Source organism: Bradyrhizobium sp. MOS002, from assembly GCF_003020115.1.
Classification (GTDB): Bacteria; Pseudomonadota; Alphaproteobacteria; order Rhizobiales; family Xanthobacteraceae; genus Bradyrhizobium.
This window is the reverse complement of the sequence record NZ_PYFX01000003.1, coordinates 262,426-275,099: the sequence shown is the minus strand read 5'-3', so window position 1 is coordinate 275,099 and position 12,674 is coordinate 262,426. Positions and strand designations below refer to the sequence as shown.

The following is a 12,674-nucleotide window of genomic DNA, read 5'->3' as shown; positions in this document are numbered from 1 at the left end:
CGCTACTCCGCGGCCTCGGCCGGCGCGATGCGGCGGGAATGCCGCGCCTGCGCGTCGTAGGCCTTCTGCCAGTCGGACGGGCCATTCGACGGCGAGATCTGCACCGCCGTGACCTTGTATTCGGGGCAGTTGGTCGCCCAGTCCGAATAGTCGGTCGTGATGACGTTCGCCTGCGTGTCCGGATGGTGGAAGGTGGTGTAGACGACGCCCGGCGCGACGCGATCGGTGATCTCCGCACGCAGCGTGGTCTCGCCGGCGCGGCTCTTCAGCCGCACCCAGTCCCCGTCGCGTACGCCGCGTTGTTCGGCATCGTGCGGATGGATCTCCAGCCGATCCTCGGCATGCCAGACCACGTTCTCGGTGCGCCGGGTCTGCGCGCCGACATTGTACTGGCTGAGGATGCGGCCTGTGGTGAGCAGCAGCGGATAGCGCGGGCCGGTACGTTCGTCGGTCGCAACATATTCGGTGACGACGAACTTGCCCTTGCCGCGAACGAAGCCGTCGATATGCATCACCGGCGTGCCCTCGGGCGCCTTCTCGTTGCAGGGCCACTGCACCGAGCCGAGCTCGTCGAGCTTGGCATAGGAGACGCCGGCGAAGGTCGGGGTCAGCGCCGCGATCTCGTCCATGATCTCGGAGGGATGGCTGTAGGGCATCTCGTAGCCCATGGCCTTGGCGAGGCCGACGGTAACCTCCCAGTCGGCGAGGCCGTTCTTGGGCGTCATCACCTTGCGGACGCGCTGGATGCGGCGTTCTGCGTTGGTGAAGGTGCCGTCCTTCTCGAGGAAGCTGGAGCCCGGCAGGAACACATGGGCGTAGTTCGCGGTCTCATTCAGGAAGAGGTCGTGAACGATGACGCATTCCATCGCCGAGAGTGCCGCCACCACATGCTTGGTGTTGGGATCAGATTGCAGGATGTCCTCGCCCTGCACGTAGATCCCCATAAACGTGCCTTCGACCGCGGCGTCGAACATGTTGGGAATGCGCAGGCCCGGCTCGGGGTTGAGCTTGACGTTCCACAGCGCCTCGAACTGGTCCCGCACGGCATCGCCCGAGATGTGGCGATAGCCGGGCAGCTCGTGCGGGAACGAGCCCATGTCGCAGGAGCCCTGCACGTTGTTCTGGCCGCGCAGCGGGTTCACGCCGACACCGGGACGACCGATATTGCCTGTGGCCATCGCGAGGTTGGCGATCGCAATCACGGTGGTCGAGCCCTGGCTGTGCTCGGTGACGCCGAGCCCGTAATAGATCGCGCCGCTACCGCCGGTGGCGTAGGCGCGGGCTGCTTCGCGCAGATCCTTCGGATCGACGCCGGTGAGGATGGCGGTGGCTTCCGGGCTGTTGTTCGGCTGGGCAACGAAGGCCGCCCACTCCTCGAACTCGCTCCAGTCGCAACGTTCGCGCACGAAGGCCTCGTCGACGAGGCCTTCGGTGACGATGACATGGGCGATCGCGGTCATCACCGCAACGTTGGTGCCGGGCATCAGCGGCAGGTGCAGCGCCTTCACGTGCGGCGATTCCACCATCTCGGTGCGGCGCGGATCGATCACGATCAGCCTGGCGCCCTGGCGCAGCCGCTTCTTCAGGCGGGAGGCGAACACCGGATGGGCCGAAGCGGGGTTGGCGCCGATGATGACGACGACGTCGGTGTCCTCGATCGAGTCGAAATCCTGCGTGCCGGCGGAAGTGCCGAACGTGGTCGAGAGGCCATAGCCGGTCGGGGAGTGGCAGACGCGGGCGCAGGTGTCGACATTGTTGTTGCCGAAGCCGGCGCGGATCAGCTTCTGCACCAGATAGGTTTCTTCATTGGTGCAGCGGGACGAGGTGATGCCGCCGATGGCGTCGCGGCCGTATTTCTTCTGGATGCCGCGCATCCTGTCGGCGGCAAACGAGAATGCCTCGTCCCATGACACTTCGCGCCAGGGATCCTCGATTCGCTCGCGGATCATCGGGTTGAGGATGCGTTCCTTGTGGTTGGTGTACCCCCAGGCGAAGCGGCCCTTGACGCAGGAATGGCCGCGATTGGCCTTGCCGTCCTTGTACGGCACCATGCGGACGACTTCCTCGCCGCGCATCTCGGCCTTGAAGGCGCAGCCGACGCCGCAATAGGCGCAGGTGGTGACGACCGAGTGTTCGGGCTGGCCGATCTCGATCACGGATTTCTCGGTCAGCGTCGCGGTCGGGCAGGCCTGCACGCAGGCGCCGCAGGAGACGCATTCGGAGCCGAGGAAGCTCTCGCTCATGCCGGGCGAGACGCGGCTGTCGAAGCCGCGGCCGGAGATCGTCAGGGCGAAGGTGCCTTGCACCTCTTCGCAGGCGCGGACGCAGCGCGAGCAGACGATGCACTTGGAGGGATCGTAGGTGAAGTACGGGTTGGACTCGTCTTTCGGCATCCAGGCGGCGTTGATCTCGCCATTGGACTTGCCAGGCGTCCTGGCGAAGACGTGGTTCTCGCCTTCATAGCCGTAACGGACGTCGCGCAGGCCCACGGCGCCGGCCATGTCCTGCAACTCGCAATCGCCATTGGCACCGCAGGTGAGGCAGTCGAGCGGATGGTCGGAGATGTAGAGCTCCATCACGCCCTTGCGCAGCTTCTTCAGCCGTTCGCTCTGGGTGTGCACGATCAGGCCGGACATGACAGGCGTGGTACAGGAGGCCGGCGTGCCCGCGCGGCCCTCGATCTCGACGACGCAAAGGCGGCACGAGCCGAACGCGTCGACCATGTCGGTCGCGCAGAGTTTCGGGATCTGGTGGCCGGCGTCCATCGCCGCCCGCATGATCGAGGTGCCCTCGGGCACGGTGACAGTGTTGCCGTCGATGGTCAGGGTCACCATCGTTTCCGATTTCGAGCGCGGCGTGCCGAAGTCGATTTCTTCGATCAGAGACATTGTCGTTCTCCTATTCCGCGGCCTGAAGCGTGGTCGGGGCCGGGACGAAATCTTCCCGGAAATGCTTCAATGCGCTGAGCACGGGGTAGGGCGTGAAGCCGCCGAGCGCGCAGAGCGAGCCGAATTTCATGGTGTTGCAGAGGTCCTCGACGAGTGCGAGGTTTTCGCTCACGCGCTCGCCGTTGATGATCTTCTCGATGGTCTCGACGCCGCGGGTCGAACCGATCCGGCACGGCGTGCACTTGCCGCAGGATTCGACGGCGCAGAATTCCATGGCGAAACGTGCCTGCTTGCGCATGTCGACGCTGTCGTCGAACACGACGATACCGCCGTGGCCGATCAGGCCGTCGCGCGCGGCGAAGGCCTCGTAGTCGAACGGCGTGTCGAACAGCGCGCGCGGGAAGTAGGCGCCCAGGGGACCTCCGACCTGCACCGCGCGAACCGGGCGGCCCGTGAACGTGCCGCCGCCGATGTCGTCAACGAGCTCGCCGAGCGTGACGCCGAACGCGGTCTCGAACAGCCCGCCGTGGCGGATGTTGCCGGCGAGCTGGATCGGCATCGTACCGCGCGAGCGACCCATGCCGAAATCGGCATAGGCCTTGGCGCCTTCGGCCAGGATGAAGGGGATGGCGGCGAACGACAACACGTTGTTGATGACGGTCGGCTTGCCGAACAGGCCGTGATGCGCGGGCAGTGGCGGCTTTGCGCGCACGAGGCCGCGGCGGCCTTCGAGGCTTTCCAGCAGCGAGGTCTCTTCGCCGCAAATGTAAGCGCCGGCGCCGACCCGCACTTCGAGGTCGAAGCTGTGCGTGGAGCTGCCGATGTTCGCGCCGAGATAGCCGTCGCGCTTCGCCGCCACGATGGCCGCGTTCATCGCCTCGACCGCGTGCGGATATTCGCTGCGGATGTAGATGTAGCCCTTGGTCGCGCCGACCGTGATGCCGGCGGTCGTCATGCCCTCGATGACGAGGAAGGGATCGCCTTCCATGATCATGCGGTCGGCGAAGGTGCCACTGTCGCCTTCGTCAGCGTTGCAGACGATGAACTTGCGATCCGCCTTCGCCTGCGCGACCGTCTTCCACTTGATGCCGGTCGGGAAGCCCGCGCCGCCGCGGCCGCGCAGACCGGACGCCGTCACGTCATTGAGGATGGCTTCCGAGCCGAGCGACAGCGCGCGTTCGAGGCCCTTGTAGCCGCCATGGGCGCGGTAGTCATCGAGCGAGCGCGGGTCGATCACGCCGCAGCGCGCGAAGGTGAGGCGGGTCTGGCGCTTGAGCCAGGGGATCTCGTCGGTGGCCCCGAGCCGCAGCAGATGCGGCGTGTTGCTCGCGAGCGCGTCGAGCAGGGAGGGCACATCGGCCTTGGTCACGGGGCCGAACGCGATCCGGCCCTGCGGCGTCGCGACCTCGACCAGCGGCTCGAGCCAGTACAGGCCGCGCGAGCCGGTCCTGACGATCTCGACCGCAATGCCACGCTTGGCTGCGGCCTGCTCCAGCGCCAGCGCGACCTCGTCGGCGCCGACCGCAAGCGCACCCGCATCGCGAGAGACATATAGACGGATGCTCATCGCTTCGCCTCCGCAACGAGTGCATCGATACGCTTTTCATCGAGTCGGCCGAACAGCCGGCCATCGAGCATCGCGGACGGCGCGGTTGCGCACAGTCCAAGGCAGTAGATCGGCTCCAGCGTGACGCGGTCATCGGCCGTGGTGCTGCCCAGCGACACGCCGAGCGTCGCCTCCGCACGCGCAGCCAGCGCGTCGCCGCCCGCCGCCTGGCAGGCTTCCGCGCGGCAGAGCTTCAGCACATGGCGGCCGGCCGGCTTGTGGCGGAAATCATGGTAGAACGTGAACACGCCATGCACTTCGGCGCGCGACAGATTGAGCGCCTGAGCCACCATGGGAATGGCTGCCTCCGGCACGTAGCCGAACGCCTCCTGGAGCGCGTGCAGGATTACCAGCGTCGCGCCTTCCTGCCTGCTGTGTTCGGCGATGATCTCGGCGCCGCGCGTTTCGTCCCAAGGCTCGTAAACCGTTGTCATTCTTCGTTCTCGACCAGAGCGTCTGTTGACCGCAAACTACTTGGAATCGTTCGAAGATCAATAAAGCCGTCTCATGCTGCGATTGCGGATTCCGATCGATTTGCGATGGCAATCATTCGATTTGAAATTTCGATAGGAGCCGTCCGCCGGGCGGTTTTTGCGTGTTGGAAGGGGTAGGGCATGCTAGCTTGCATGCCACCACACGATCCCAGGGGATGACCGGTTGCTCGACAAGCTTGAACTATTGCTGGCGCTGGCGAAGGAACGGCATTTCGGCCGGGCCGCCGAAGTGTGCGGCGTGACGCAACCGACGATGTCGACCGGGCTGAAGCAGCTCGAGGAGATCCTCGGCGTGATGCTGGTCCAGCGCGGCTCCCGCTTCCAGGGTTTTACGCCGGAAGGCGAGCGGGCGCTCGATTGGGCGCGGCGGATCGTGGGCGATGCCCGCGCGATGCGTGACGAGATCAACGGGCTGAAGCATCAGCTCTCCGGCGAGATCCGTATTGCCGCGATCCCGACCGTGCTCGGCATGGTCGCTGCGCTGACGACGCCGTTCCGCGCCAGGCATCCCGAGGTGCGTTTCCGCATCCAGTCCACCACCTCATCCGAGGTGCTGGGGCTGCTCGAGAATCTCGAGGTGGATGCGGGACTGACCTATATCGAGAACGAGCCGATCGGCAAGGTGCGCACCATCCCGCTCTACAGCGAGAGCTATCGTCTCCTCACCGCGCCGGATGGAATGTTCGGCGATCGCGAAACGGTGACGTGGAAGGAGGTCGGACAGGTGCCGCTGTGCCTGCTCACGCCGGACATGCAGAACCGCCGCATCATCGATCGCGCATTACGTTCGGTCGACGCCGAGGCGACGCCGAGCTTGACCTCGAATTCGCTGCTCGTGCTGTTCACGCATGTGAAGACGGGGCGCTGGGCCAGCGTGATGCCGGCCAAGCTCGCCGAGACGCTCGGCCTTTCCGATACGGTGCGCTCGATCCCGATCACCGATCCCGATGTCAATTACAGCATCGGCATGGTGATCCCGCAGCGTGATCCAATGACGCCGCTGATCGCGGCGCTGGTCAACGTCGCGCGCGAAGTCGCGCCGTCGCTGCAATCGTAGGATTCAGGCCGCGGCCGATATCCCGGACGCCGCCTTGATCGCGTCGCGGGGTAGGGTCACGCGCACGACTGTGCCGACTTCGAGCTTGGAGCGCAGCCGCATCGAGCCGCCATGGAGCTGCGCCAGCGAGCGGGCGATCGCCAAACCAAGTCCCGAGCCGTGATAGGTCTTGGTGAGCTGGCTCTCGACCTGCTCGAACGGGCGGCCGAGCCGCGCCAGCGAATGCGGCGCGATGCCGATGCCGGTGTCGGCGATCATCAGAACGATCCTGTCGTCGAGCTGCCGGCTGCGCACCACGATGCGTCCGCCGTCGGGCGTGAACTTCACGGCGTTGGAAAGCAGGTTGACGATGATCTGCTTGGTGGCGCGGCGGTCGGCGACGACGGAGATGGACTTTGCGATGTCGGCGTCGAGCGTCAGGTGCTTGTCCTGCGCGCGGCCGGTGACGACCCGCAGGGATTCCGCCAGCGTCTGCGCCAGGTCGAGCTCTTCCATGTCGAGCTTCATGCGGCCGGCCTCGATCTTGGACATGTCGAGGATGTCGTTGATGACTTCGAGCAGGTAATGCCCGCTGGTCAGGATGTCGTGGCAGTATTCCTGGTACTTTTCCGAGCCGAGTTCGCCGAACATGCCCGAGCCCATGATCTCGGAGAAGCCGATGATCGCGTTCAGCGGCGTGCGCAGCTCGTGGCTCATATTGGCGAGGAATTTCGACTTGGTCTGGTTGGCTTCCTCGGCGCGGGTCTTCTCGCGCTGGTATTTCTCGGCGAGATCGGCGAGTTCGCCTGCCTGGCGCTCCAGGGCTGCCTGCGAGCGCTTGAGGTCGATGACGGTGGCGCGCAGGCGCAAATCGTTGTCGACCAGCTTCTGCTCGTGCTCCTTGATGCGGGTGATGTCGGTGCCGACCGAGACGTAGCCGCCGTCCTTGGTGCGGCGCTCGCTGATGTGCAACCAGCTGCCGTCGTCGAGCTGCGCCTCGAAGGTGCGCGCGCCGGGGCCCTGGCTCGCGGTCTCGTTGTGCCGGGTGCGGACCTCGGGCATGCGGCCGACCTCGAGCACGGTCTCGTAGGAGGTGCCGGGGATGACGGCGCTGTCGGGCAGCTTGTGCAGGCGCTGGAAGTGCGAATTGCAAAGCACCAGGCGGTCGCTTGCGTCCCACAGCACGAAGGCTTCGGGAATGGTCTCGATCGCGTCGCGCAGGCGCAAATCGGCTTCCACGGTCCGCTCGGCGAGGCTCTTCTGCTCGGTGATGTCGACGGCGATCCCGATCAGGTGCACGCTGGAGTCGGTCGCGCCGCTGGTCTTTTCGCAGCGGACGCGGAGCCAGATCCAGTGGCCGTCGACATGCTGCATGCGGAAGGTCTGGTCGATGTGGTCGATCTTCTCGGAGATGAGCTGGTCGGCGATCTCGAACAGGTCGATGTCGTCGGACTTCACCAGCGCGTTGACCTCGCCGAAGGTGAGGAGCTCGTTGCGGCCGTCGAGGCCGAGCATCGAAAACATCGATTGCGACCAGAAGATGCGGCCGCGTGACAGGTCCCAGTCCCACAGTCCGCAGCGGCCGCGGTTGAGCGCGGTGTCGATCCGGCCGCGCACGGCGTCGTTGATCAGGTCGCCCTCGCGGGCACGGGTGGACTGCCAGTGGAAGGCGAAGCCGAGGATCAGGACCACGAAGCCGGTGGTGGCCGACAGCGTCACCGACAGCGCGGCGTCCGAGCCCCAGATCGGCTCGTTGCGCTCCTGGATCACGGTCACGAAGCCGGGCAGCGACTTGATCTGCCGCGAGGTCGCCATCGCGGCGTTGCCGTTCGGCAGCGTCATGTCGGAGATGTTTTCGTCGCGTGGCGGCGCCGCCAGCAGTTGCGCCGTCGTGATCGCGTCGAGCAGGCGGTCGTTGCCCGAGGGATCGCTGTCGATCGGGATGCGGGCGAGGATGCGGCGGTCGATTCCGGCAGAGGTGACGATGACGTGGCGGCCCGCCGCGGTGCCCCAGGATGGAATGAGATCGGGCAGCAGCGCCGGCAGGCTCTCGATGTTCTTCAGCCGCTCCTGTCGCCCGGAGGTGAGGCGGTCGATGCGCTCGGCGAGCAGGTCGGCGAGCGCCGAGATGTCGTGGCGGATGACCATCCGCTTCTGGCGGGTCTGGTCGACCACCTGCACGAACGCGCCGAGGCAGATCGTGATCAGGAACGCGATGATGAGCGTCGGCACGGCACGGCGCAGCGCCGGCTCCGCGATCAGGAGCCGATGATAGGCAGGTTTCGCGATCGATTGCGCCAATCCTTTGATCGAATCGGATTGGACGCACGCGTTCGCGGCGTCTGCACGCGACATGCCTAAAGCCCCCTGGAAACCTGCTTGCAACTTGAGTTCGGAAGCAGCCCCACATCGCTTCCGAATCATGGTTGATTTGAATCCAGATTTCGCAGGCTGTCGAGAGTCAACGAATCGTTAACGCGAATTTATTCTTATCCAACGCGCAGTTTGCGCCTCGCGCGTCCGCAAACTTACGTGCGTGGCGAGTCCGAAACGAGAACGTGTGACTCCTCGCACATTCTCTGTCACGCGCGCGGCGGTTCGGCGTGACTGATGACGCGCTTCACGCTCGGGAACGCGCGCCGCAACGCGCGCTCGATCGCGTCGACATGCTCGTGCACCTTGATCACGCTCATTGACGGCTCGGCGCGGCAGTGGAAGTTGACGATCTCGCCGGCGTCGGTGTTGCGGACGCGGACATTGTGGATGTCGTGGATCTCGCCGCCGGCGGCATATTCCGTCAGGGCGGCGGCGATGGCCCGGACTCGTTCCCGTTCGGCGTCGACCCCGAACGGCAGTTCCGGTTCCAACGGCTCGATGTGGACGTCGACCTCGACGTCCGCGCCGAACTCTTCCTGGATGTTGCGCTCCAGCGTGTTGGCGACATCATGGGCGGCGTCGAGCTGCATCCCGGCGTCGACTTCGAGGTCGATGCTGACGATCAGCTTGGCGCCGAGATCGTGCACCGTGACGTGGTGGATGGCGAGGCCCGAATTGTGGGCGATGACCATGATGCGGTCGCGCACGGTCTCGTTGTCGCGCGCGACGGGGACCGCGGTGAAGGTGAGGTCGGTGTCGCCGAAGGCCTTCTCGACGGCCGCTTGCGCGTTGCGCTTGATGTCCTCGACCCGGTCGATGGGGTAAGTCCGCGGCACCTTTGCGATCGTGTCGATAAACGTGGTTGCCCCGACCATGCGCACGCGGAGCCGCTCGACGCCGATCACACCCGGCACGCTGCGGATCGCGGCCGTCGCCGTCTCATGCGCGCCTTCCGGGGCGCGGTCGACCAGCGTCTGCACGGTCGAGCCGGCCATGCGCAGGCCGAGCAGGGCGATCATCACGGCTACCGCGGCGGCGGCAGCGGCATCGCCCCACCAGAAGCCGAGGCCGGCCAGGATCAGGCCCACGATCACGGCGAACGAGCCCATCACGTCGGAGGCGAAATGCAGCGCATCGGCAGCGAGCGCCTGGCTCCTGGTCTCCCGCGCGGCACGGTGCAGGGCACGGGCGCGCCAGAGATTGACGACAATGTCGATCACCAGCACCACGAACGGCACGGCCGAAATGGTCGGCGGCGCCGTTCCCTCGCGCAGCCGGCTGTAGGACTCGACCAGGATGCCGCCCGCCAGCACGTAAAGCAGGGCGGTGACGCCCAGTGCCGAGACGCTCTCGAGCTTGCCGTGGCCGTAATGGTGCTCCTCGTCAGCCGGTTTGTCGGACACCCGCACCACCGCCCAGGTGATGATGGTGGCGACCAGGTCGACCGAGGAATGCAGCGCCTCGGAGATCAGCGCCAGCGAGCCGATCGCGATTCCGACCGCGAACTTGGCCGCCGCCATGCCGCCACTGGCGAAGATCGAGATCGCCGCGACCGATGTCTTGTTGTGTTGGGAGCTCATGGCGGGGGATTTAGCAGCCTGTGACTGAACATCAAGCGACGATCCACAGGCGTAGACGCTAGTGAGTTGCAGGAGCGGAACCATCGCTCAGTCCGTCATTCCGGGGCGCCGAAAGGCGAACCCGGAATCTCGAGATTCCGGGTTCGATGCTTCCCCGGAATGACGGCTTAAGATTTGCTCCGACTATCTCACACCCTCACCACAATCTTCCCCAGATGCTTATTCGCCTCCATGTGCTCGAACGCCTTGTCGATGTCGTCGAAGGCAAACACCTTGTCGATGGGGAGCTGGAGCTTGCGCGACTCGACCGCGCCCCAGATGTCCTTCTTGACCTCGTCGAAGATCTCCCGGACTTCCGCGATGGTGCGGGTGCGGAAGGTGACGCCGACATAGTCGATGCGGCGCGCCGCGTGCAGGTCGAAGTTGAAATCGGCATGGGTGCCGCCGAGCCGGCCGACATTGACGATACGACCCTTGACCCTGGTCGCCGCGAGGTTCTGGTTGGCGACTTGGCCCGAGACCTGGTCGACGATGAGATCGACACCTTCGCCGTTCGTCGCCTTCAGCACTTCGTCGACCCATGCGGGGTCGGAGGAATCGACCGCGAGGTCGGCGCCATACTCCTTCAGCCGGCCGCGACGCGTGGCATCGGTCGAGGAGCCGATCACGAGTCTGGCGCCCTTGAGCTTCGCAATCTGCATGGCCATCAGGCCGACGCCGGAGCTTGCGCCCTGGATCAGCACGGCCTGCCCGGGCTGCACGCCGCCGATGGTGACGACGGCGTTGTGCATGGTCGCGAGCGCGACGGGCAGGGTGGCGGCTTCCTCGAAGTTCATGTTCGAGGGCGCGCGGAACAGCCGGCCGTAATCGGCCAGTGTGTATTCGGCAAACGCCGCGCCGCCCGAGCCCATGATGCGGTCGCCGACCCTGACGCCCTTGGCATCCGGTCCGAGCTCGGCGACCTCGCCGGCCCATTCCATGCCGAGCACGGTGCCGGCGCCGCCGGCCGCGCCATGGGCGTGGCCCTTGCGCATGCCGGTGTCGGCGCGATTGAGGCCACAGGCGCGGACCCGGACCAGCACCTGCGTGCCTTCAGGCTTTGGTTGAGCGACGTCGGAAATTGTAGCGCCACCAGGGCCGTAGACATAAGCCTTCATGAATTACTCTCGCTTCTTGCAGTGACTATTCCGCAGCTTGCGCTGCCGGATGAACGATCATGCCTTCGAGCCGGCTGCGGATGATGGCCTCGGCTTCGCGCACGATGCGGGAGATCAGTTCGGCGCAGGTCGGGATGTCCTGGATCAGGCCCTGAACCTGGCCCGCCGACCAGATGCCTTCGTCCGAGTTGCCGGTCGCGTAGACCATCTTGCCGCGCGCGCCCGCGACGAGCTCGCGGATGTCCTCGAACTTGGCGCCTTCCTTCTCCATCGCGACGACCTTGGTCGAGATCTCGTTCCTGGCGACGCGGGAGGTGTTGCGCATGGTGCGGAAGATCAGCTCGGTCTCCCGCTCGTCATTGGCCACGATCTTCTCCTTGATGAGCTGATGAATGGGGCTCTCTTTGGTCGCCATGAAGCGCGTGCCCATGTTGATGCCTTCGGCGCCCAGCGCCAGTGCGGCAACGAGGCCGCGGGCGTCGGCAAAGCCACCGGAGGCGATCATCGGGATCTTGATCTTGTTGGCGGCCGCCGGGATCAGGATCAGGCCGGGGGTGTCGTCCTCGCCGGGATGGCCGGCGCATTCGAACCCGTCGATCGAGATGGCGTCGACGCCCATGCGCTCGGCCGAGAGCCCGTGACGGACGCTGGTGCATTTGTGCACGACCTTGACGCCGTGCTTCCTGAACTCGTCGACGTGCTCCTGCGGCTTGTTGCCGGCGGTTTCGACCACCTTGATGCCGCTCTCGATGATGGCGGCGCGGTATTCGGCATAAGGCGGCGGCTTGATCGCGGGCAGGATGGTGAGGTTGACGCCAAACGGCTTGTCGGTGAGATCGCGGCAGCGGGCGATCTCCTTCCTGAGGTCCTCCGGTGTGGGCTGGGTCAGCGCCGTGATGAAGCCGAGCGCTCCGGCATTGGCGACGGCGGCGACCAGCTCGGCGCGCCCGACCCATTGCATGCCGCCCTGGACGATCGGGTGCTCGACGCCGACGAGCTTGGTGAACCGTGTCTGCAGCATGATCTGTTTCCCCCGCCTGTGTGGCGCTCTTTTATCGGTTGATGGCGGCAGGATGCCGCCCGGGCCGGGAAAAGTCTATTGCGCCGGCGTGCGGTGGAGGCGGGGCGATTATGCGGGGAGTGAGGGGATTCCGCAGGGCGGATAATTTGAGGCGGGCTCGTGTCCCGGACGCGCTGCAACGCCTCTTCGCGTTGCCGCGCAGAGCCGGGACCCATGCCCAGCGAGCGCTCAGAAAGAGGGGCCCCGGCTCTGCAGCGCACCGTCGAAGGGACGCTGCGCTGCGTCCGGGGCACGGACGCACACTCTTCTGATCAATCTCGTTCCGACTTGCAAACAGCAGACACACCTTCGCATCCTCGCGGCGCATTTCGCCCGAGCTTTGCCTGATCGCATCACCCTCGCGGTAACAAGGGCGCAGGGAAGGCCGGGCGCCGGCTGGCACCCGCAAGTCCGTGCGCCAAAAGAATGCACACGGGGTGGACCACAGGTCAGCCAATCGCCCGGCCTTCCCTGCGC

At 65.7% G+C, this 12,674-nt stretch carries 8 protein-coding genes; 1 reads left to right on the top strand and 7 read right to left on the bottom strand.

Annotation, left to right across the window (positions count from 1 at the left end):
- Positions 1 to 2: 2 nt before the first annotated feature.
- The 3 genes from fdhF to C7G41_RS10040 are packed head-to-tail and all read right to left on the bottom strand — an operon-like array spanning position 3 to position 4,928.
- Entirely contained in the window at positions 3 to 2,888 is a 2,886-nt protein-coding gene (gene fdhF, locus C7G41_RS10050) for a formate dehydrogenase subunit alpha (protein ID WP_106942418.1), read from the bottom strand.
- 10 nt (positions 2,889 to 2,898) lie between these two features.
- Positions 2,899 to 4,455: an NADH-quinone oxidoreductase subunit NuoF gene (locus C7G41_RS10045; RefSeq protein WP_106942417.1), complete on the bottom strand. Its 1,557-nt coding sequence runs from the start codon at positions 4,453 to 4,455 to the stop codon at positions 2,899 to 2,901.
- On the bottom strand, positions 4,452 to 4,928 hold the full coding sequence (locus C7G41_RS10040) for a formate dehydrogenase subunit gamma (protein WP_106942416.1): 477 nt from the start codon (positions 4,926 to 4,928) through the stop codon (positions 4,452 to 4,454). Before C7G41_RS10040 ends, C7G41_RS10045 begins: the two co-directional genes overlap by 4 nt.
- 223 nt (positions 4,929 to 5,151) lie before the next feature.
- Here C7G41_RS10040 and C7G41_RS10035 point away from each other — a divergent pair, with 223 nt between their 5' ends.
- Positions 5,152 to 6,045, top strand: a complete 894-nt coding sequence (locus C7G41_RS10035; protein WP_106942415.1) for a LysR family transcriptional regulator — start codon at positions 5,152 to 5,154, stop codon at positions 6,043 to 6,045.
- Between the two features lie 3 nt (positions 6,046 to 6,048).
- Here C7G41_RS10035 and C7G41_RS10030 read toward each other — a convergent pair whose 3' ends face one another.
- The 4 genes from C7G41_RS10030 to C7G41_RS10015 form a co-directional block, all read right to left on the bottom strand.
- Positions 6,049 to 8,379, bottom strand: a complete 2,331-nt coding sequence (locus C7G41_RS10030) for a PAS domain-containing sensor histidine kinase (protein WP_106942414.1) — start codon at positions 8,377 to 8,379, stop codon at positions 6,049 to 6,051.
- 227 nt (positions 8,380 to 8,606) lie between these two features.
- Positions 8,607 to 9,980 carry a cation-efflux pump gene (locus C7G41_RS10025; protein WP_106942413.1) on the bottom strand — a complete coding sequence of 458 codons (1,374 nt, stop codon included), beginning with the start codon at positions 9,978 to 9,980 and terminating at the stop codon, positions 8,607 to 8,609.
- 188 nt (positions 9,981 to 10,168) lie between these two features.
- The gene (locus C7G41_RS10020) at positions 10,169 to 11,137 is read right to left on the bottom strand and encodes a zinc-binding dehydrogenase (protein ID WP_106942412.1); all 969 of its coding nucleotides are present in this window, start codon (positions 11,135 to 11,137) and stop codon (positions 10,169 to 10,171) included.
- A gap of 25 nt (positions 11,138 to 11,162) precedes the next feature.
- Positions 11,163 to 12,158, bottom strand: a complete 996-nt coding sequence (locus C7G41_RS10015; RefSeq protein WP_106942411.1) for a nitronate monooxygenase family protein — start codon at positions 12,156 to 12,158, stop codon at positions 11,163 to 11,165.
- Positions 12,159 to 12,674: the final 516 nt, after the last annotated feature.

Bases quoted from the DNA above. Each gene is read 5' to 3' on its own strand.
- fdhF (WP_106942418.1), bottom strand. From the start codon at position 2,888: ATGTCTCTGATCGAAGAAATCGACTTCGGCACGCCGCGCTCGAAATCG.
- C7G41_RS10045 (WP_106942417.1), bottom strand. From the start codon at position 4,455: ATGAGCATCCGTCTATATGTCTCTCGCGATGCGGGTGCGCTTGCGGTC.
- C7G41_RS10040 (WP_106942416.1), bottom strand. From the start codon at position 4,928: ATGACAACGGTTTACGAGCCTTGGGACGAAACGCGCGGCGCCGAGATC.
- C7G41_RS10030 (WP_106942414.1), bottom strand. From the start codon at position 8,379: ATGTCGCGTGCAGACGCCGCGAACGCGTGCGTCCAATCCGATTCGATC.
- C7G41_RS10025 (WP_106942413.1), bottom strand. From the start codon at position 9,980: ATGAGCTCCCAACACAACAAGACATCGGTCGCGGCGATCTCGATCTTC.
- C7G41_RS10020 (WP_106942412.1), bottom strand. From the start codon at position 11,137: ATGAAGGCTTATGTCTACGGCCCTGGTGGCGCTACAATTTCCGACGTC.
- C7G41_RS10015 (WP_106942411.1), bottom strand. From the start codon at position 12,158: ATGCTGCAGACACGGTTCACCAAGCTCGTCGGCGTCGAGCACCCGATC.